Origin of the sequence: Sphingobacterium litopenaei, assembly GCF_014692495.1 — a bacterium.
Lineage (GTDB): Bacteria > Bacteroidota > Bacteroidia > Sphingobacteriales > Sphingobacteriaceae > Sphingobacterium > Sphingobacterium litopenaei.
Window position 1 is genome coordinate 56,037 of record NZ_JACOIJ010000013.1, and the last position, 21,774, is coordinate 77,810.

Consider the following 21,774-nt stretch of genomic DNA (forward strand, 5'->3'; position numbering starts at 1 on the left):
GTGTAGTGTTTAAAATAACCTGGCTCTAGTGAGCATACAACTTACGATGTACCTCAATTAATTGTGTTTCAGGAATCTTAATTACTTTGCGGTCATACGTCATTAGACCATTTGTTTCCACTTCTACATCTGTAGTTTGCGTATAAACTGCTGCAGAAAGTCCCATTGGAATAAGTTTATCCAATTTTTCAATCAGTTGTCTATATCTGTTAAATAATTCTTCTTTATTCTTGAAACTTTGGTAGCCCCAATTGTCTTTTTGCTGCCAAACATGTCCATCTACAGGTAAACCAAGTCCACCAAACTCACCCAACGCCAAAATTTGTGTAGCTCCAAACAAATCTGGATCAGGCATAGCTGCGTCTGGATAGTTGTGAATATCCAAAATATGTCCAGTATTCATAAAATTACCACCACTAGCACTGTTCACTAATCTTGAATTATCCATCGCTATCGTCCATTCTGTAATTTCTTTAGTCTTAAATTGTCCCCAAGCTTCATTGAAAGGAACCCATACCACAATACTTGGATAATTATGCAATGTCTCCATAATGGTTTTCCATTCTTTACGGTAGTAAGCTTCAGATTCTGGAGAACGATTTTTGTCTCTTCTATCTCCTGAAATTTTTCCCGGCTGCATATCCCAGCTATTTCCTCCTAAATCCCCGCTCGGCATATCTTGCCAAACTAAAATTCCTAAACTATCACAATGACGATACCAACGTGCGGGCTCTACTTTGATATGTTTACGAATCATATTGAAGCCCATTTCTTTTGTTTTGATAACATCAAACTTAAGCGCTTCATCCGAGGGAGCAGTATGCAATCCATCAGGCCACCAGCCTTGATCAAGAGGTCCATATTGGAATACAAACTTGTTGTTAAGCAACATACGTTGAATACCATTTTTATCTTTTTCCATGGAAATTTTGCGCATAGCAAAATAGCTTTTTGCGCGGTCCAGCACTTTACCTTTACGGATTACCTGTACATCTAAATCGTACAATTTAGGGTTGGAAGGAGACCATTGTTCTAGATTTGGCACATTAATATCTAAAGTAGAATTTACGTCACCAACTTGCTCTGTTACTACTTTATTACCATCTAATACCACTACTTTGACTTGATCTCCTGCGGTAGCTCCTCCAATATTAGAAGCAAAAGTTAGCTTTCCTTCATCCAATTGTGGAGTATGTTTTGTACTCGCGATATATGTTTTTGGCACACTCTCTAACCATACTGTTTGCCAAATTCCCGTCACTGGTGTATACCAAATTCCGTGAGGATTTTTAATTTGCTTACCTCTTGGTTGAGGACCGTCATCTGTAGGATCCCAAACACGAATCACAATATCTTGTTTGGCTCCTTTTTTTACAAAAGAAGTAATATCCATGCTAAATGAATCAAAACCACCCTCGTGTCGTCCAACTAAACTTCCATTCACATAGATATCACATTGCCAATCTACCGCTCCAAAATGCAAAAGAATATTATCCTTATTCACCTTTTTATCCAAGGTAATGGTATTATGATACCATAAAGCCTTATCCTTTCCGACTTCTTTTCCTACACCTGATAAAGCAGATTCTACAGCAAAAGGCACTAATATTTTACCTTCCCATTTTTCTGGAAACTCTTTTCGGTCAGCGGCTGTAATAGCATAATTCCATAAACCATTTAAGTTTTGCCAGTTCTTTTCACGAACCAACATAGGTCTAGGATATTCCGGATGAGGTTGTTGTGGATTAACTTTTTCACCCCAAGGAGTCGAAATTTTCGAACCCGCTGGTTTCCATTCTTGGGCAAAAGTAAGCTGGCCCGCCAGCATTAGGCATGCTACAAAAATCTTTCTTTTCATCAAATTTGTGTTATTATGTTAATTATTATTTTACAACTGGAAATGCTGATATACGCAATCTTGCTGCGCCCATCGGTATCAATTCTACGACCTGCTCTTTGCTGTCTACCACAAGCGGACTTAAAGGGAGCTCACCTGTCAATCCATGCCGATCAACTAACCATTCTTTCAGCTGTTTAGCTTTTATAGTGATGGATATAGGAACAGTATTCGCTTCAAAAGGAAATGAATCCTTAGGCCACGCTTTTTTGTTGACTGTCAAATTCTCTGGACGCTCCAACTCACTTTTTACAATACCATAGTTCCAATCGCTGGCAGGCAAAATTTCATAAGAAGGCCATTTTGAAGGGTCGGCATTCTCTTGCCATTTCGAATCCCCGATAGCTGACGCCTTACTGTCTTTTTCAACGTATTGCTCCTTTATTTTTAAAGAATAAGTCAAAGGGCCACGCATGATACTTACTGCATTTTTATTCTTTTCCCAAGTTTTGACTTTTACAGCCATAGGCAAAATAAGTTCTACCTTATCGTCATTATTCCACATACGATCAATTTTGAAGTATTTTGCTCCACGTGACACGTTATATTTTTTTCCATTGATTTTTACCTCAGCTTTTTCAGCCCAATTTGGAATGCGTAAATAAAAGGGAAACTGAACATTTTTCTGTTTGGTGTTCACTTCAAAGTTTATCACTTCCTCAAATGGGTAATTAGAAGTTTGCTTAATACTTACTTCGCTTTTATTTCCGACTTTCACATCGACCGTCGATGCAGCATATAGAACCGCAGCTACACCATTATCATTCGTTGCCATATATAAATGTTCGGCATAATAAGGCCAACCTTGACTGTGGTTATGTTGACAACACCTAGAGCTGAATGGATTCATCATCAAAAATGGTCCACTATTATCTATACCAGGCGCATGATTTTTACTGTCGCTAATCGTCATATTAGGACTAGTGATGTATCGCAAAGCTTTAAAATCTGCCGTCACAGCTGCTGGATAAGTGTTAAAAGCCACTTCCTCCGCATGATCAGCCCAAAATGGATCGCCCGTGATGCCTAATAGAATCTCATTGGAAGCCATCTGTTCCACCATACCACAAGTTTCTACGCCTTGTCGCGGATCCGTGTAACCAGGTCGAGCATTTTCATCAGCGCCAAACATTCCGCCTGGAACTTGTCCAAATACTTCGCGAACAAAATGAAAATTGTCATACGTAGCTTTTAAATGTTTTGCATCTTGGCTTTGTAAATAAAAGGTTGCTGGCTCTCGAAAACATTGCGCCACATTCACATTATGCCAATTCGGCAAATCATTTTGCTTTGTCCAATCCGCCGTATTGCGATGTAATTTTTCCGCTAAATCAAGCAGCCACTCATTTCCTTTAGTGCGATTATATAACCAGTACACGGATAAGATATTATCCCCGCCACGACTATTTTCCCAATAATCTTTTAATAAGAAACTATCTGGTAAATTATATTGCCATTTGAAATAATTGGTCATCAATGTCAATACGCGCTCATCTCCACTGTACTCATAATAGGATTGCAAGCACCAAAGCATAATCATATTTCCCCACAAGTCAGGTTTATTGTTTCGAAGAATTAGAGGTCCAAAGTAACCATCAGGACGTTGGCTTTGAATCGCTGCCTCCAACCAAATTTTGGATTCCTCAATTATCTTTGGATCATTCAAGATATAGCCCAGATGCGCATAGCCTTTTAGCCAATACGGAACTTCCTCCCAACCATGATCTCCCGAACCATCTTTACTTAACCAAGCATTATTTTTCTTTGAAAGCCAAGCACTGATCTCGCCCAAATTACCTGTTAAGCCTTCTTTTTGCAATTCCAAATAGCGTCCTAACCATCCTGATGGTCGAATATTTCCGACAGGAAGCTTAATAAGCACATTTTGCTTCAAAGGCTGACGATTATTAATATAATAAGCATTGCTAGATTCTACTGGCAAGTCTTGTGTACTACCAATTGTTTCCTGCTGCGCAGATAAATTAGAAAAAGTCAAGCCTAAAACTAGTGCAAGAAATAAATGCCTTTTCATCAGTGTAGATAGGATTATAATTTTGAAATAATTGATTACTCAAATATAAAAGCCTTATTCCTAATCCTGTCAACAATTTATCTCAAAATAATATCGTTTTGTATCAATGCACCCTATTTATCCCTTCGAATGCTACTATAGATATATTCTTTGTATATTTTTGTAGAAATAGGTTATATATTTATAACAATTACAGATACCATTATAAACAAAAATTTTCACGACAGCATGATGAAATATATAGGTCTATGGTTATGCGCCCTCATAGTTATTATACTTCCTACAGCGTTGTATGCCCAGCCCTATTACTTCAATCATTACCAAATCAATGATGGTCTTTCCAATAATACAGTTATCTGTAGCATGCAAGACAGTTACGGTTTTTTGTGGTTCGGAACTAAAGATGGTCTCGATCGATTTGATGGAAATAGCTTCAAACATTTTGATATCAAGAATCAACTACGCAATACAATTGCTAACAATATAATTTCGCTAGTAGAAGATGACCACAAACAAATTTGGATCGGCACCGATCAGGGAATTTACATTTATAATCCGCTATATGAAACTTTTACATTACTGAATCAAGAATTCGCTAATTCTGACGTCCCCGTAATCAAAAAAGATTACAGAAATAATATTTGGTTTATCGCTAACCAAAATCTTTATTTTTATGATTTCACTAAAAAAATAATCAAAAAAATAACCGCTGACCAAAATAATATTTCTGCTTTATACTGTACGAATGAAGGTAAATTATATTATGGAACATTCACTGGAAAAATATGTTTATTAGAACAATTTGAATCAAAAACCATTCTCGACCTTGAACGCATATATGGCCCTAAAGATTGGTTTGCCATTCAAAAAATTATTGAAAATGATCGAGGACAATTAATTTTTGGCACCTCTAAGGCAGGGGTTGGATCCATATCAAAAGGTGACAAAACAGTAAATTGGCTGTTAGGAATCGAACATCTGAGGCAATTTTTATATGTACGCGACATCTTTCAATTGAATAATCAAGAATATTGGTTTGCTACCGAATCAGGGCTATTCATATATAATATTGAAAGTAAAAAATTCATCAATATCAAGAAAGCAGAAAATAATCCTTGGGGTCTATCCGACAACGCTATTTACAACATTCTAAAAGATAAAGATGGAGGAATTTGGTTGGGCACATATTTTGGCGGCATTAATTACTACCATAAGAATAATAATCTTATTCAGAAATTCATGTCCAAAATGCAAGGAGGAGATCTGTTAGGAACAGTAGTTCGAGTCATCAACAAAGATAAAAATGGTAAAATCTGGCTGGGTACAGAAAATGGAGGACTGAGTAAGCTCGATCCCCTTACTAATAAGATAGAAAACTATAGTGTTGAAAATGTAGGTCTAGCAGACAATAATATACACGGTCTCCTAACATATGAAGACAATATCATACTTGGCACCTTCGTCTACGGTATGGATATTTTCAATTCTACACAAAAAAGGGTTATTTACCACGCCGAATATGATGGCAACTCTTCAACTTCATTAAAAAGCAACTTCTTATATGATATAAAAAAGAGTAAATCTGGAAAAATATTACTTGCTTCGACGCGTGGGCATTATTCCTTCGATATAAAAAACAAATTCTTTCATCCCATACTAGATGTTCCTTTTAGAATGTCTTATACTACGGTATTCGAAGATAGCAATGGATATGTATGGTTAGGCACTTGGAGAAATGGGCTATATATGTATCACCCAAACAAAAAAATTAAAAAACATTTTATTCATCAAGCAGACAACCCAAATTCACTACCCAACAATAAGATTAATTTTATTGCTGAAGATTCCAAGGGAAATATTTGGATAGCTACCGAAGGTGGCCTGAGTAAGTTAATATACAAAAATGGTGATTTTGAATTTGTTAAGCCTAAAATATCGCTTCCTAGTAAAATTGTTTTCGCGATATTAGAAGATAAAAGTAATAACCTTTGGATTACTACATCTAAAGGTCTAACTAGATATAACCCTACATCAAATAATACACGATTATTTAATATAGAATCAGGATTGCCCTCGATTCAGTTTAATTATAACTCAGCATTTGATGATGGAGAGGGAAATTTTTATTTCGGCACTATCAATGGTTTGATTCGGTTCAATCCAGAAAAACTTAATCAAATAAAATACAATGCTAATACGCCTATTTATATTACCAAATTAACCATCAATAATAAGGAAATCCATCAATATGATCCTGATTCACTATTGAAACATTCTATACTATTTACTGATGAAATCATTCTTCAATACAACCAGTCCTCATTTAGCCTGGATTTTACAGCTTTACTATTTGATTCGCCACAATCCGTAAAATACAGTTATAAATTGGATGGTATAAATAAAGATTGGGTCACAACAAATGGTTCCAATCGCGCACATTTTACTAAATTACTGCCAGGAAATTACGATTTCGTCGTGAAAGCTGAGGATCCAAATGGCATAGCCATCAGCAGCGAACGCAAACTTAAAATAAAAATACTACCTCCATTTTGGGCAAGTATTCCAGCTTTCATTCTTTACTTCATTATTATTATAGGACTTATTTTATTTGTAGCATATCATTTCAGTGAACGAATAAAGCAAAAGAATAAAGAACATTTATTGACCATTCAAAATCAACGTGAACAAGAGCTTTATCAAGCAAAAATTAATTTTTATACGGATGTAGTACACGAAATTCGTACACCCCTTACGTTGATAAAAGCACCGCTGGAGAAATTGATTAGTAAAGTACCTGAAAATCCAATTACGGATAAATTGCTAAAGAATATTCAAAATAATACAGAACGTTTGATATCGCTGAGCAATCAACTGTTGGATTTTAGAAAAGTAGAAACCAAAGGTTTTAAATTCCATTTTGAACTAAAAAACATTAGCCTCGCGACGCAGGATATTGTTGATAACTTCAGAGAGACTCTAGATTCACAACATAAGAAATTGACCTATGTCATAGCAAAAAACATTGAATCGTATATCGATTTGGATGCTTATGAAATTATTTGCAATAATTTACTCAACAACGCTTTGAAATATTCCAAAAAGATAATTGAATTACATCTTGAAAAAGATGAAGAGAACAGTGTATTACTATTAACCATTAAAAATGATGGCCTGCTTATCCCTGATGAAGATAGAGAATACGTTTTCGAGCCTTTTAACCGCTTAGAACACAACAAAAGCATACCTGGAAGCGGATTAGGACTGGCATTATCGCAATCTCTGGCACTCAAAATGAATGGAATAATTAATTACAATATTGATAATAAAAATCTTAATACCTTTACGCTACGACTACCTTTAAACCAAACTTATGTCTATGAATGCTAAAGCCAATATTTTATTAATAGATGATCATGCTGAATTGCTCGAATTCATTGCCGATGATTTGATGGAAGATTACCATATCACCAAAGCATCAAATGGAGTCGAAGCCTATGCCCTCTTTGAGCATGAAAATTTCGATCTTATAGTCAGCGATGTGATGATGCCGGATATGGATGGTTTTGAATTTTGTGAAAAAGTCAAAACTAACATGAATTTAGCGCACATTCCAATCATTCTGCTTACGGCGAAAAATACCTTGGAGTCTAAAATCAAAGGTTTGGAATACGGCGCTGACGCGTACATCGAAAAACCTTTTTCATTAGCCTTTTTACGTGCACAAATAAGCAGTTTACTGAATAACCGTACGCGCGTAAGAGAATTCTTTTTTAAGAATCCGACTTCGCAAATACAACAAATTGGACAAAATCAGAGCGACAAAGAGTTTTTGATGAAAATTGAAGAAATTATCTTGGAGAATTTGGATAATTCGCAATTTAATGTCGATAAAATGGCTGATATTCTTTGTATGAGTAGACCTACTTTATATAGAAAGATTAATGTGGTTTCTAGTCTCTCACCCAATGAATTAATTAATCTGACCAGACTTCGTCGTTCGGCTGAATTACTTACGCAAGGAAAATTAAAAATCTACGAAATATCCAACCTGTTAGGTTATAGCTCTGCTCAGCATTTTTCTAGGAATTTTCAAAAACAGTTTGGTTTAAGTCCGAGTGAATTTCAAAATAAACAAAACAATAAGGACATACCTCTCGATTAGTATGTCCTTATTTGCTATTTCTTATTCTTCTTGAATTGATCGCAAAATGCCCACTGCGTCGCAAAGGAGAACATAAACATGCCCTCGACTTGGTTTTTCGCTTCGTCTTTATTCCATCCTCCTAACAAATCTGAAGGCAATAAACCTTTATAATTAAAATTAACATGCGAATACGCTATATTCTTATGGAATGCTTCAATATATGGAGTTACTGAATTATCAAATGGGGCCAAATCTATGTAACCTCTTAAAAGGACAATATTAAACCAATTGCTAAATCCCTCATGTGGAAAAGTGTAATGATTTTGTACTTGTAAATTAGGTTTTGCAAAATGCTCAAAACTCGCCTTAGCCAAATTTTTGGCCTCTTCCAAATAGACTTTTTTCTTTGTTGCTCGATATAAGTCTACAGCTCCTGAAAGCATAGTGCCACTATTATAGGTAAAATTTTTACCAATTGGCTTATTCAATGCGGTGTGTGCTCTGAACTTTTCTCCATTTATTTCTTCATAAACAATAGAACAATTCGGGTCACAGCCTCCCATCATATCCGTATACACTCCATTATCATTTAGTAAATACTTCTTTTGCCATTCATATATTTTTACAGCGTAAGCCAAATAATAGTCTTTCTTGTTTATCGACCTAGTCTTTCTAGTTTTACGATCTTTGGTATCAATATATCGCTCAAAGACCTTATCCTTTTTTCCTTTATAGATTTCGTGCAGCCAAACAAGCGGACTAATCATTGGACCATTACTACAGGCGTGTTTGGTGACATAACCTGGTCCCCAAGGAATCCCGCCATATTCTTTACCATTTTCGTCCCGCGTCGCATCCCAGCCATCCAGTACATAAGATGTTAAATATTCTGCTTTTTGCAAGTATGTTTCATTTTTTGTTAAATGATACGAATCTAACAACTCGCGAATCAACCACATTTGATCGTCATATACATTATAAATACCTGATACTCTAGCCTTTCCTTTTTCATTCACTCTGTCCACAGCATATACACTCCAGGTATTTGTTTGTGTAAATGAGGTAAGCTCAAAAGTGCCTAAATAATAATCCGCGTTATCATATAATTTCTCGAGTAGATTTTTATACTTTTTAATGGTCTCCAAATCTTGTGAAGAAGATTGGTGCAAAGATTTTAAAATCGAATTCACAGCCTCAATAGCAGAAGTATACATCCACACGCTTGCCTTTTCTCGCGAACGCTCTTGCGTAAACGGATTGTAAAATCTATACATAGTTGAATAATCTTGCGAAAAGTAATAGCGTAATGCATTATCTAGCAATTCCATACTTTTATTTAGATCCGAATTATGGGGCTTCAATTGAAATGTATCTGTAGTTGAAGCCTTTAGCTTTAAAGCTTCTGTATTACACCACATCAATAAAATGCAAAAACAACAGGCTAGAGCTCTTTTAAGGGAAATATTCATTATAGTTTATAATTTAGCAAATAAAATTCATAGGGTCAGGTTGTTATACCCTTCTATTTCGAAGATATTAATTAATAAATCGTATGTAAAATATATGAGACAAATTACATCTTTAATGAGAAAAATTGACATCCCAACCAATTCATTATAAGCTAACTTTGAGTAATCAATTATAAATAAATTAGCATAATAAATTTAATTATTGTCGCACGCAAGCCCAACCAAATAGGATAATGAATTATTTGGTTCTTGTCAGCTAAAAAAATCGAAAGTTAAAATCAATTAACTAAAACGATTTAGCTATTCTTAAATAATTAAGTTATTTCTAAGAAAAACATTTAGCCAATTATATCGCTTATGAGAAACATAACTACATTAAGCTTTACCCATAATTACAAACATTTGCTATGGATGGTATTAACCATTGCATTTGGATTATGGTCATGCAAATCAGAACAACAAACCACAGAAACGGTCACACCCTTCAACCCTAGCCAACCCGTAGTGGTATCCGATTTTACACCGAAAACTGGTGGAGCGGGCCAACGCTTAGTAATTTATGGCAAAAACTTTGGGAACGATCCTTCTATCATTAATGTCACTATTGGTGGACAACCAGCAATTGTGATTAGTGCACAAGGAGAATCTATTTATTGCTTAGTTCCATCTAAGGCATATGAAGGGGATATCGAGGTGCGTATTGGGGAAAATCAAACTCCAGTTATTGGTAAAGCAAACGAAAAGTTTGCCTATCAACGTAAAATGGTAGTATCTACCGTAATAGGCTACCGCAATGAACGCGGAGATGAACCTTGGAGAGATGGAAAATTCAAAGATCCTGACCAAAATAAAATGGCCAGTGGATTTTGGGAACCTTCACACATGAAGTTTGATCCTAAAAATCCAAAGCATTTGTGGGTAACTTTTGACAATAATAATGGGCTATACTTACTGAATTTTCAGGACAGTACCGTAACCAAAGTGAGATCCAACTTCAATAGACCACGCAGCGTAGATTTCACTTTAGATGGAGATCATATGATTATTGCAGAAGATCGCGGAGGTGAAAATGATGGTGCCACCACCCTATTATCTCGTGGAAGAAACTTTTTAGATACAGAAATTTTAACACGCTACCGTCAATGCAACGGCGCTACTGTACATCCAGTCAATGGAGAGATGTATTTCAACAGTTACGAAAAAGGTCAATTTTTCAAATTTGATATGAATAAGTATTTCTCTCAGGGTTTAGGGCAGAAAGATTATGAAACTCTATTCTTTGTACATGATCCACAATGGGAATATAAGACATTTATTCATCCAACAGGGAACTATGCGTATATCATTGTGATTAATAGACATTATATATTGCGCATAGACTACAACTGGGAAAAGAAACAATTTAACCAACCTTATCTGGTTTGTGGGCAGTTAAAAAGTGCGGGTTATACAGATGGTGTAGGAGCAAGCGTAAGACTTAATGAGCCTTATCAAGGTGTATTCGTGAAAAATGAGGATTATGCCGCTGCTGGCAAAACTGATGAATATGATTTCTATTTCACTGACCAATTAAATCACGCGATTCGCAAACTTACACCAGATGGTATTGTATCCACTTTTGCTGGACGCGGAAGTTCTAGTCTCAACGGTAATCCATGGGGTTATGTGGACGGTGATTTAAGATTGGAAGCTCGCTTTGATAGACCTACCGGTATTGCCTACAGTGAGGAAGAGAAAGCATTCTATATCGGTGATCGTGCCAATAGACGCTTCAGAAAAATTGCTTTGGAAGGTGATAATTAAGCTAACCAAATAACACGTAATATTCAAAAAATCACAACCTTAGTAACAGCATAGAATTATGAATAAATTCTTACTAACCTGTTTTTTACTTCTTAGCGTCATCAGTCTGACGTTAGCACAGGAAATAGTTGAAGTAACTGGTATTGTTTTAGATGCACAAAAAAATCCTTTACCAGGTGTTACTGTCCATGTACTGGATGCACCTGGCCTGGGAACAATCACAGATAATAAAGGACAATACAAAATTAAAGCAGAACGCTATAAAAAATTAGTTTTCAGATCAGTAGGTTATAAAACCCAAGAGATTCTGATTAAAGATGATTTCAAGATTAATATTACCCTACTCGAAGATGAATCCAATGTATTAGAAGAGGTAGTCGTGACGGGTATGGGTAACCAGACTAAACTGACCCTCACAGGAGCTGTCACAACAGTGAATGTTGATGATTTGAAATCGAATCCTACTTCTAGTATTACGAATGCTTTGGCGGGAAATGTAGCTGGTGTAATGGCGATGATGCAATCCGGACAACCTGGAAGAAATATATCTGAATTCTGGATTCGTGGTATATCTACTTTTGGAGGAGGAACATCGGCATTAGTTCTTGTGGACAATATCGAACGAAACATCAATGATATTAACATCGAAGATATCGAATCCATATCCGTACTTAAAGATGCCGCAGTAACAGCAATTTACGGTTCCAAAGGAGCTAATGGTGTAATTTTAATCACTACAAAACGTGGTAAAGAAGGTAAAATCAACATCAGTGTCAAAAGTGAAACCATTTATAATACGCGTACCATCACGCCGGAGTTTGAAGATGGTTTTACCTACGCTAAGCTTTTAAATGAAGCGCGTATTACAAGAAATTTTGAGCCAGTTTACCAACCCGAAGAACTTGAAATTTTACGATTAGGGCTTGATCCCGATTTGTATCCAAATGTAGATTGGCAAGATAAATTATTAAACGACGGCGCTATGACCTACCGTGCTAATTTGAATATGAGTGGTGGTGGTTCGACTGCACGATATTTCGTTTCAGGTAGCTATATCGAGGAAGGTGGTATGTATAAAATTGATGAAAATCTAAAAAAGGATTACAATACCAACGCCAATTACAAAAGATGGAATTACCGTCTTAATACTGATATGAACATCACCAAAACTACAATATTAAAAGTCGGCGTAGCGGGAGCTTTAGGAAAGCGCAATAGTCCGGGCTTAGGAGATGGAGACTTTTGGGGTGCCTTATTTGGATATTCCCCAATTAATTATCCGATAACCTATTCCAATGGACGGATTCCTGCTGCAGGTGAAGGAAATAAAACCAATCCTTGGGTAATGGCTACACAGTCAGGCTATAACGAAAACTGGACTAATAATATTCAAATTGACATTAATGTTGAACAAAATTTAGATTTTATTACAAGAGGTCTTCGCGGAAGGGGAATAATTGGCTATGATACTTGGAACAACAATAATATTAGAAGGTTAAAATGGCCAGAACAATGGCGCGCAGATCGAGCACGTAATGTGAATACTGGAGAAATTATTTTCTATAAAGTATCGGATCCAAGAGAAATGTATCAAGAGAGTTCTGCTAGTGGTAATAGAAGGGAATTCTTAGATTTCATGTTTAATTATGACCGTGGATTCAATGGGCACAATGTAGGTGCTGTAGCACGCTTTACGCGTGATGCACTTGTTCAAACAGTTAATTTAGGAAATGATATTAAAAATGGTATAGCGCGCAGAAATGAAGCTTTAGCTGGTCGACTAACCTACAATTTTAGAAATCGCTACTTTACAGATTTCAACTTTGGATATACAGGTTCTGAAAACTTTTCTCGCGGCAATCAATACGGCTTCTTCCCTGCTGTATCCTTTGCTTGGAATATTTCAGAAGAAAAAATATTTAAAGAAAATGCCGATTGGATGGATTTGCTAAAAGTAAGATTCTCTTATGGTAAAACAGGTAATGACCAACTCATGGGAGGTGAGCGTTTCCCTTATCTTTACAATATCTCTACGGCAGGAGGATACCAATGGGCTGACTTCGGATCTGATAGAGGATATGGAGGATTAAGATATTCCCAAGTAGCTTCACCTTATGTATCTTGGGAGGTATCTATTAAGAAAAACTTAGGTTTCGACATCAATCTATTCAAAAACAAATTTGAAAGTTCTATTGAATTGTTTGATGAGAAACGTACCGACATTTATATGCCAAGAAATTTCCTACCTGAAATTGTAGGATTAGAAAGTATTCCTCGCGCCAATGTTGGAGAGGTTAGTTCTAAAGGTTTCGAAGGAAGATTCTCTTATAGACAAAAAATAGGTGAAGTAAACATTACAGCCCGTGGAAATGTCACCTATAGCAAAAATAAAATAATAGAAAGAGACGAAGAAAACAATGTTTATCCGTACCAAAATTCAGAAGGATTTCGTGTAGATCAAGCGAAAGGTTTGATAGCATTGGGTCTATTTAAAGACTATGAAGATATCAGAAACAGCCCTACACAGACCTTCGGGGTTTACCAACCTGGGGATATCAAATACAAAGATGTAAACGGAGATGGCGTGGTCGACAATGGTGATATTGTAGCTATTGGTGCGACTAGAAGACCCAATTTAATATATGGTTTAGGATCTTCATTTCAATGGAAAGGAATCGACATCAATTTGCATATTCAAGGTGCGGGAAAATCCACTTTTTCTACCTACGGAAAGACAGTATATGTGTTTAGTGAAGGTGAATGGGGACAGGTCATGAAAGGGATTATGGGAGATAACAGATGGATTTCAGCAGATATTTCAGGAGATCCTTCTACAGAAGATCCAAATGCTTCCTACCCAAGATTAAGTTATGGCTCAAATCCAAATAATTTCAGAGAATCTACTTATTGGTTAAGAAATGGTAAATACTTAAGACTTAAAAATATTGATATTGGTTATTCATTGCCTAAAAGTCTTACTAATAGAATCAGAACCAACAATATTAGACTCTTTTTAGCAGGTCACAACTTGTTGACTTGGTCAGAATTCAAACTTTGGGATCCGGAATTGGCGACACCTCGAGGAGAAGATTATCCATTGCCAAAATCAGTAACTTTTGGTGTAAACATAAACCTGTAAAAGTAAAAGAAATGCGAAAATCAATATATTATTTACCTATACTAATAGCTTTTATCTGTATTAGTTCCTGTCAAAAAGGATACTTAGAATCCGACACACTATTTAAAGATAGAATGACTGAGGAGAAAGTTTTTGAAAGCAAAAACTATGCTGAACAATGGCTAGCTCACATCTTTGAAGAATTTAAGGGTATTAATGCGGACGTAGCGAGTAAAGGTAATACACCGCACAATTTTTCGGATGATATGTATTACGGTGACCGTGACAAAGATTATGATCCCTCGAAAAATGAACTATCGTACAATATGTTCAAAATGGGATTGTATACCGAAAACGACATGCAAGGTTCATGGACGCAATCGTATCGTGGGATACGAAATGCGACAACATTTATTCATAAGATATACATGAATAAAGAAATGTCTGCTGATGAAATCGAAGATTATCGTGGACAAGCGCGCTTCGCACGTGCTTACCTGTACTGGCTATTGCTTCGTAAATACGGTCCTATTCCAATACTTCCAGATGAGGGATTGGATTATACGGATAGTTATGACGAATTAGCTACACCACGAAATACTTACGAAGAATGTGCCGAATTTATCAGTAGTGAAATGCTACAAGCGGCCAAAGAAATGGAAAAATTGGGCTTATCTAGAGGACAAGATGCTTCCGCTAGACCTACAGTAGGTGCAGCATTAGCCACACGTGCTAAAGCCTTACTATATGCTGCAAGTCCAATGGCAAACGGTAATAATTCTGAATTTGCTGCAAAGCTTGTGGATCATGAAGGTAAAAGATTATTGTCAGCAGAATATCAAGAAGTAAAATGGGCTAAAGCTGCTGCTGCTGCTCGTGATGTTATGGAGCTCGGTGTATATGAATTATATACTGTTCCTATCCAAGTAACGGGAAATGATGCTACTATTATCCCACCAAACGATGGTAATTTTGCCAACAAGGATTGGCCATTGGGTTGGGCGAACATAGATCCTACGAAATCTTATGCACAAGTATTTGATGGAACACTTGTACCTTCAGGTAATCCAGAACTGATCTTTACCAGAGGAAACAATCAAAGCTCGGAAGATATAAGAATGATGGTTGCGCATGCCTTGCCAAGATCAGCAACAGGTTGGAATACGCATGGATTGACGCAAAAATTGGTAGATGCCTACTACATGAATGACGGTACGGATGTACCGGGTAAAGATAAAGAAATAGGACGTGGAAATGGATCCAACCGGGCAACAGGTTATGTAACGGCCAATGACGTTGCAGCGCGTCGATACAGACCGTTGATGGAAGGTGTATCTCTCCAATACGCCAATAGAGAACCAAGGTTTTATGCTTCTGTAGCTTTCAACGGTAGTTTCTGGACACTTTTCAATGAAACGCAAGAACGTAACCGAAATCAACAAGTATTCTATTATAGAGAAGATTCACGTGGAAACGGTTTCAATTCCTCGAATGCATACTGGTTAAGAACAGGATTCGGTATTAAAAAATATGTTCATCCAAGTGATACTTATGAGGGAGGTATTGCAGAGCGTATTGTGCAAAAAGCCGAACCGGCTATTCGCTACGCCGATATACTATTGATGTACGCAGAAGCGCTCAATGAATTAGATGGTTCACACAGTATTGCATCATGGAAAGGAACCACCTATTCCCTATCTCGAGATATTACCGAAATACAAAAAGGTATTCATCCCGTAAGAATACGTGCAGGTGTACCTGACTATTCCGCAGCAATTTATTCTAATAAAGCTGAATTACGTAAAACGATTAAGAGAGAGAGATTTATTGAATTGCTTGCAGAAGGTCAACGCTATTATGATTTGAGACGTTGGTTGGATGCTGCTGTGGAAGAAGCTCTACCTGTGTATGGTTGTAATATATTGATGAATGCAGGTAATAGAGATCTATTCCATACACCAGTAGCGACTTGGGTATTGAAAACAACATTTGCAGACAAAATGTGGTTTTGGCCTATTAAACATTCGGAACTAAAAAGAAATAAAAAACTTACGCAAAATCCGGGTTGGACATATAACGATTAAGAGTATCACATGAAAAAGAATTATATAAAATATTTAGTCTTAGCACTTTTATTTGCTAACACCTCATGTAATGACGAATGGAAGGAAGAACAATATGAAAACTACATTTCATTCAAAGCTCCTTTAGGCAATCAGGGCGTTTCGGACATCTACGTACGTTATAAGGATAATCAAAAAACGACTTTTAAGTTGCCTGTTGTGGTGAGTGGGTCGACTACGAATGCACAAAACATTTCGGTCAAAATAGATGTAGATCGAGATACTTTGGATATCTTAAATTATGAAAGATTTCAAAATAGAACCGATTTCTATTACAGAATGCTTCCGAGTGAATATTTTTCTTTCAATCCAACTTTAGACATAAAATCTGGAGAAAACATCGGCTTGTTAAATATTGATTTCACGCTAAAGAATATCAATCTAGTTGAAAAATGGGTGTTGCCTTTGACTATTGTGGAAGGATCATCTTCTTACACGCCTCATCCACGCAAACATTACAAAAAAGCGCTATTGCGAGTAAATCCGTTTAATAATTTCTCTGGGACATACGGAGGGACTGCTTTAAGAACTTTTATGGATGGAGCCGAAAATGAAACTTCCATCGTCAAAAGTGAAGTAAAAGCCTATGTGGTGGATGAAAATACCGTTTTCTTCTATGCAGGCGCCCTTGATGAAGAAAGACAAGATAGACAGAACTATAAGATTTATGCTCGTTTCAACGACAGTGGCGGCGTAGAATTGTACGCGGATAATCCGCTTCTGAATTTTGTGGTAAACAAAGATTTGAGTTATACGGTGAATGAAATGATCGAACCGAACTATCCATACTTGCTACGGAGAACAATAACAATTAACAATATAGATTATAATTTTACAGACTATACGATGATACCCAATATCAATATTCGGTATGCTGTAAAAGGAACCCTGAGTTTACAACGTGTATTAAATACGCAAATACCTGACGAAGACCAGGCTATTCAGTGGTAATGGAGAACGAACAGAAAAGCCCTATCAAAATTGATAGGGCTTTAATTTTTTACGCTTCGCCTTTTGGGTGAAGATCCAAAGGATAAGGAAAATCTTTAGATACTGATTCAGCTTGTTGTTGCTGTTGGTTTTGTGCGGCAGCTTTTAACTGCGCTTCAAAACGTGCTAAATTATCTTGTAATGCACCTAATAAACGAGCTGCATGCTCAGGCGTCATAATGATTCTTGATTTTACTTTAGCTTTAGGCATTCCTGGCATTACTTGGATAAAATCCAATACAAATTCTGAAGAAGAATGGTTAATGATAGCCAAGTTAGAATAAATACCCTCAGCTACTTCTTCTGATAACTCGATACTTAATTCGTTATTTTGTGGAAGGTTTTGATTTTTTTCACTCATCTCTATACTATTTAATCTTTATTTATTTCGTAAAACTTCTAAAATCTTGACCATCTTCGATTGTCAATAATGTTTCATAGATCAAGCGGATAACATTATCCACGTCTTCTTTGTGCACCATCTCAACCGTTGTGTGCATATAACGCAAAGGTAAGGAAATCAATGCAGAAGGCACACCACCATTGGAGTATGCAAATGCATCGGTATCGGTACCTGTAAATCTTGAAGAAGCTTGTCTTTGGAATGGAATATCATTTTTCTGTGCAACTTCAATCAATTGTCTGTTCAAATTAATCTGAACTGCAGGAGCATATGATACTACAGGACCTTTACCACAAGCCAAATCTCCTTGCGTAATTTTGTTGATCATTGGTGTCTGCGTATCGTGTGTTACATCTGTCACGATAGCCACGTTCGGTTTGATCCAATCTGCAATCATTTCAGCACCACGAAGACCGATTTCTTCTTGTACTGAATTTACAATGTATAGACCGAAAGGTAGATTTTTTTTATTTTCTTTCAACAAACGCGCTACCTCAGCAATCATAAAACCACCTGCACGGTTGTCCAATGCACGACCTACATAGTAGCGGTCATTCAAAATCATGAACTCATCTTCGTAAGTCACGACTGACCCCACGTGAATACCTAAAGCTTCTACTTCTTCTTTGCTAGTACAACCACAGTCCAAGAAAATGTTTTTCAATGATGGTGATTCTTCTTTTTCTCCTGAACGCGTATGAATAGCTGGCCATCCGAAAACCGCTTTCACGGTACCATTATCTGTGTGAATATTAACACGCTTAGAAGGTGCAATCTGATGATCAGAACCACCATTGCGAATGACATAGATAAGTCCATCTTTTGTAATGTAATTCACAAACCAAGAAATCTCATCAGCATGCGCTTCGATTACCACTTTATATTTAGCATCGGGGTTGATAATACCTACTGCAGTACCATAATTATCGATATAGGTCTCATCTACATAAGGTTTCAAATAATCTAACCACAAACGCTGTCCTTCCCATTCAAATCCTGTTGGCGAAGGATTATTTATATATTTTTCAAAGAATTTTACAGATTCTTCTGTTACGACAGTTTGATGTTTTACCTCTTTACTACTCTTCTTTGCCATGCCTTATTTTGTTTGCACACAAAATAAAAAATAATTATTCGATTCCAAAAAATAATCATATTCTTATTGACGGTAGCATATAAACAATTTTTAGTTTTATATTTACAGCTTCTAAATAATCATATATGGATTTTATTTATAATGTTATTCACTGGTCAGGTGCTGAAAATATTTTTAGTATAGGTTCTTTTGGAATTCGCTATTACTCCATGTGCTGGTTGCTTGCTTTTGTGGTTTCTTACATCTTAATGTTGGAAATATTTAAGCGTGAAACCTTAGCATTAGCGACTTTCAAAGCAGGAAAACCGCAAGATTTATTGGATAAATTGACCATATATATTTTCTTAGGCACCATTTTAGGTGCACGAATAGGACACTGCTTGTTCTACGAATTTGATTATTATAGTCAAAATCCATTAGAAATGATTTTGCCATTTAGCAAACGTTCGGGTAGCTGGGAGTTCACGGGATTTGCTGGATTAGCTTCTCATGGAGGAGCTATAGGAATTTTGACAGCCTTGATTTTATTTTCGCGAAAAACAAAGATCAACTTCATGTGGCTTGCAGACAGATTAGTATTAGTTGTTCCTATCGCAGGCGCTTTTATACGTATCGGAAATTTCTTTAATTCTGAAATTATTGGAAAGGAAGCCGATCCAAATCTTCCTTGGGCGGTGGTATTTACGAAAGAAGACAATCTTCCTCGTCATCCTGGGCAATTGTATGAAGCAGTAGCCTATATCATTCTGTTCTTTGTATTGTGGGCCTTTTATAAGAAAAAGTCAAATCCAAAACCAGGTTTACTGTTTGGCATATTTTTAGTTTGTCTTTTCAGTATAAGGTTCTTTGTTGAATTTTATAAAGAGAATCAAGAAGCCTTCGAGAATAATATGTTTATCAATATGGGGCAATTGCTGAGCATACCATTTATTCTGGCAGGATTATTTTTAATTTTTAGACCCACAACAAAAAAAGCATAAAAAATATTACACTATACCAAGCCTCTTAAAAATTTTCAAGAGGCTTTTTTAATTCCTTATGAAAACAAATAAAAAACTTATTCTGCTGACCCTCGGATTATTATCTGCTATTGGTCCTTTTTCCATTGATATGTATCTACCAGCTTTCGATACGATAGCACAAGATTTTGATACAAATATTGAAAAAGTACAATTATCGCTTACCTCTTTTTTTGTTGGTATTGCAATTGGACAAATGATTTACGGTCCACTACTCGATCGATATGGTCGCAAAAAACCATTAATCATTGGACTGTGTATCTATGTAATTACTTCTATTTTATGTGTTTTGACACGCAATGTAGAAAGTTTGATAATATTGCGCTTTGCTCAGGCTTTAGGGAGTTGTGCCGGCATGGTAGCTTCTCGTGCTATGGTTCAAGATTATTATCAGGGAAAAGAAGCCGCTCGCGTATTTAGTTTGTTGATGCTTGTCATTGCCATCTCCCCTATTTTGGCTCCTTCTGCAGGCGCATTTTTATTGGATCATTTTGATTGGCATTATATTTTTATTGCGCTATTTAGTATTGGAGCATTGATATTGATATTGACGATCTTTGTATTACCAGAAAGTTATGCGGGAAATAAGAACTTCTCGCTGGCTCCAAAAGCAATCATAACACAATATTTTCAGGTATTTGTCAATCGCACCTTTATTTTTTATTGTTTAATTGCTTCGACGGCATCTGCAGGACTTTACGCCTATCTCGCTGGTTCTTCGTTTGTTTTGCAAGAATTATTTGGTTTGAGTAAGAAAGAATATGGCCTTGCATTCGCCTTTGTAGCCTCAGCTTTAATATTATCTACGCAATTGAATAGATTCTTTCTGAAGCGTTGGTCTATGCAACAAATCTGCATTATTGCAAATTATTGTCAAGTGGCTGTTGGATTGACCATGCTAATTTGTTTATGGACCGACAATATTACCTTGCCATCAATTCTAGCATTAACTTTCGGATACTTAATGTGTCAAGGATTTATTTTTCCGAACGCTTCCGCAATGGCAATGGCACCTTTTAAAGTAAGCGCAGGAAGTGCATCTGCTTTATTAGGATTTTTGCAAATGGGTTTAGGCGCATTGAGTTCGGGCTTAGTAAGTTTACTGCATAATAATACCCCTCAGCCTATGTTATCCGCAATGGGTATCTGTGCTGTATTATCATTGCTATTGCATTTTGTAAAAAGAAATTTGAAAGAACATAAAAAAGAGGCTTTACAATAAAGCCTCTTCATCTATATTAAACTCTCGATTCCTAACCGATAGCTGTCTAGCCCAAAACCTAAAATTACACCTTTACAATTTTTGGATAAATAGGAATGATGGCGAAATGCTTCGCGTTGATGTACATTAGAAATGTGAACTTCCACAACGGGCGTCTTGATAGCTGCAATAGCATCACCAATAGCCACGGAAGTATGCGTATAAGCTCCAGCATTCAATACTACGCCGTCATATTCAAAACCTACTTCGTGTAACTTACCGATAATAGCTCCTTCAGAGTTACTTTGAAAATACGATAAATCTACATCGGCAAAACGCGCTTTCAGCGATTTGAAGAATTCTTCAAAGGACTGATCACCATATATACTTTTCTCACGAACACCTAACAAATTCAAATTAGGCCCATTTAATACCAATATCTTCTTCATATTATAAATTAATGAATAAATATAGATATT

Annotated in this window: 14 protein-coding genes; 8 read left to right on the forward strand and 6 right to left on the reverse strand. The window is 36.3% G+C overall.

Annotation, left to right across the window (positions count from 1 at the left end; all coding sequences use genetic code 11):
• Window positions 1-25: 25 nt before the first annotated feature.
• Together H8B04_RS08645 and H8B04_RS08650 are read right to left on the reverse strand one after the other, a co-directional pair.
• Window positions 26-1,858: a glycoside hydrolase family 2 protein gene (locus H8B04_RS08645; RefSeq protein ID WP_165290884.1), complete on the reverse strand. Its 1,833-nt coding sequence runs from the start codon at window positions 1,856-1,858 to the stop codon at window positions 26-28.
• 25 nt (window positions 1,859-1,883) lie between these two features.
• A complete protein-coding gene (locus H8B04_RS08650) occupies window positions 1,884-3,929 on the reverse strand; it encodes a beta-L-arabinofuranosidase domain-containing protein (protein ID WP_190302089.1) in 2,046 nt (681 codons plus the stop codon).
• A 228-nt stretch (window positions 3,930-4,157) separates the two neighbouring features.
• Between H8B04_RS08650 and H8B04_RS08655 the strand changes: the two genes are divergently transcribed.
• Both H8B04_RS08655 and H8B04_RS08660 read left to right on the forward strand, forming a co-directional pair.
• The gene (locus tag H8B04_RS08655; RefSeq protein WP_165290886.1) at window positions 4,158-7,316 is read left to right on the forward strand and encodes a ligand-binding sensor domain-containing protein; all 3,159 of its coding nucleotides are present in this window, start codon (window positions 4,158-4,160) and stop codon (window positions 7,314-7,316) included.
• A complete protein-coding gene (locus H8B04_RS08660; RefSeq protein ID WP_223815338.1) occupies window positions 7,306-8,091 on the forward strand; it encodes a response regulator transcription factor in 786 nt (261 codons plus the stop codon). Before H8B04_RS08655 ends, H8B04_RS08660 begins: the two co-directional genes overlap by 11 nt.
• A gap of 14 nt (window positions 8,092-8,105) precedes the next feature.
• Here the strand turns inward: H8B04_RS08660 and H8B04_RS08665 are convergent, their stop codons facing one another.
• A complete protein-coding gene (locus H8B04_RS08665; RefSeq protein ID WP_190302090.1) occupies window positions 8,106-9,401 on the reverse strand; it encodes a glycoside hydrolase family 76 protein in 1,296 nt (431 codons plus the stop codon).
• A gap of 498 nt (window positions 9,402-9,899) precedes the next feature.
• Here H8B04_RS08665 and H8B04_RS08670 point away from each other — a divergent pair, with 498 nt between their 5' ends.
• Genes H8B04_RS08670 through H8B04_RS08685 form a run of 4 tightly spaced genes read left to right on the forward strand, consistent with a single transcriptional unit; the run spans window position 9,900 to window position 17,537 of the window.
• A complete protein-coding gene (locus H8B04_RS08670) occupies window positions 9,900-11,345 on the forward strand; it encodes an IPT/TIG domain-containing protein (RefSeq protein ID WP_223815339.1) in 1,446 nt (481 codons plus the stop codon).
• Between the two features lie 58 nt (window positions 11,346-11,403).
• Complete coding sequence (locus H8B04_RS08675; protein ID WP_165290889.1) at window positions 11,404-14,484, forward strand: SusC/RagA family TonB-linked outer membrane protein; 3,081 nt, start codon at window positions 11,404-11,406, stop codon at window positions 14,482-14,484.
• An 11-nt stretch (window positions 14,485-14,495) separates the two neighbouring features.
• Entirely contained in the window at window positions 14,496-16,547 is a 2,052-nt protein-coding gene (locus tag H8B04_RS08680; RefSeq protein WP_190302091.1) for a RagB/SusD family nutrient uptake outer membrane protein, read from the forward strand.
• Window positions 16,548-16,556: 9 nt separating this feature from the next.
• Window positions 16,557-17,537: a DUF4973 domain-containing protein gene (locus H8B04_RS08685; protein WP_165290891.1), complete on the forward strand. Its 981-nt coding sequence runs from the start codon at window positions 16,557-16,559 to the stop codon at window positions 17,535-17,537.
• A 49-nt stretch (window positions 17,538-17,586) separates the two neighbouring features.
• Here the strand turns inward: H8B04_RS08685 and H8B04_RS08690 are convergent, their stop codons facing one another.
• On the reverse strand, window positions 17,587-17,937 hold the full coding sequence (locus tag H8B04_RS08690; protein ID WP_165290892.1) for a DUF3467 domain-containing protein: 351 nt from the start codon (window positions 17,935-17,937) through the stop codon (window positions 17,587-17,589).
• Between the two features lie 22 nt (window positions 17,938-17,959).
• On the reverse strand, window positions 17,960-19,075 hold the full coding sequence (locus H8B04_RS08695) for a M42 family metallopeptidase (protein ID WP_190302092.1): 1,116 nt from the start codon (window positions 19,073-19,075) through the stop codon (window positions 17,960-17,962).
• Window positions 19,076-19,200: 125 nt separating this feature from the next.
• Here H8B04_RS08695 and lgt point away from each other — a divergent pair, with 125 nt between their 5' ends.
• The gene (lgt, locus tag H8B04_RS08700) at window positions 19,201-20,055 is read left to right on the forward strand and encodes a prolipoprotein diacylglyceryl transferase (protein ID WP_190302093.1); all 855 of its coding nucleotides are present in this window, start codon (window positions 19,201-19,203) and stop codon (window positions 20,053-20,055) included.
• 58 nt (window positions 20,056-20,113) lie between these two features.
• Complete coding sequence (locus tag H8B04_RS08705; RefSeq protein ID WP_190302094.1) at window positions 20,114-21,316, forward strand: multidrug effflux MFS transporter; 1,203 nt, start codon at window positions 20,114-20,116, stop codon at window positions 21,314-21,316.
• An 11-nt stretch (window positions 21,317-21,327) separates the two neighbouring features.
• Here the strand turns inward: H8B04_RS08705 and aroQ are convergent, their stop codons facing one another.
• On the reverse strand, window positions 21,328-21,744 hold the full coding sequence (gene aroQ / locus H8B04_RS08710; protein WP_190302095.1) for a type II 3-dehydroquinate dehydratase: 417 nt from the start codon (window positions 21,742-21,744) through the stop codon (window positions 21,328-21,330).
• Between the last annotated feature and the right edge of the window lie 30 nt (window positions 21,745-21,774).

Bases quoted from the DNA above. Each gene is read 5' to 3' on its own strand.
- H8B04_RS08645 (WP_165290884.1), bottom strand. From the start codon at position 1,858: ATGAAAAGAAAGATTTTTGTAGCATGCCTAATGCTGGCGGGCCAGCTT.
- H8B04_RS08650 (WP_190302089.1), bottom strand. From the start codon at position 3,929: ATGAAAAGGCATTTATTTCTTGCACTAGTTTTAGGCTTGACTTTTTCT.
- H8B04_RS08655 (WP_165290886.1), top strand. From the start codon at position 4,158: ATGATGAAATATATAGGTCTATGGTTATGCGCCCTCATAGTTATTATA.
- H8B04_RS08660 (WP_223815338.1), top strand. From the start codon at position 7,306: ATGAATGCTAAAGCCAATATTTTATTAATAGATGATCATGCTGAATTG.
- H8B04_RS08665 (WP_190302090.1), bottom strand. From the start codon at position 9,401: ATGGAATTGCTAGATAATGCATTACGCTATTACTTTTCGCAAGATTAT.
- H8B04_RS08670 (WP_223815339.1), top strand. From the start codon at position 9,900: ATGAGAAACATAACTACATTAAGCTTTACCCATAATTACAAACATTTG.
- H8B04_RS08675 (WP_165290889.1), top strand. From the start codon at position 11,404: ATGAATAAATTCTTACTAACCTGTTTTTTACTTCTTAGCGTCATCAGT.
- H8B04_RS08680 (WP_190302091.1), top strand. From the start codon at position 14,496: ATGCGAAAATCAATATATTATTTACCTATACTAATAGCTTTTATCTGT.
- H8B04_RS08685 (WP_165290891.1), top strand. From the start codon at position 16,557: ATGAAAAAGAATTATATAAAATATTTAGTCTTAGCACTTTTATTTGCT.
- H8B04_RS08690 (WP_165290892.1), bottom strand. From the start codon at position 17,937: ATGAGTGAAAAAAATCAAAACCTTCCACAAAATAACGAATTAAGTATC.
- H8B04_RS08695 (WP_190302092.1), bottom strand. From the start codon at position 19,075: ATGGCAAAGAAGAGTAGTAAAGAGGTAAAACATCAAACTGTCGTAACA.
- lgt (WP_190302093.1), top strand. From the start codon at position 19,201: ATGGATTTTATTTATAATGTTATTCACTGGTCAGGTGCTGAAAATATT.
- H8B04_RS08705 (WP_190302094.1), top strand. From the start codon at position 20,114: ATGAAAACAAATAAAAAACTTATTCTGCTGACCCTCGGATTATTATCT.
- aroQ (WP_190302095.1), bottom strand. From the start codon at position 21,744: ATGAAGAAGATATTGGTATTAAATGGGCCTAATTTGAATTTGTTAGGT.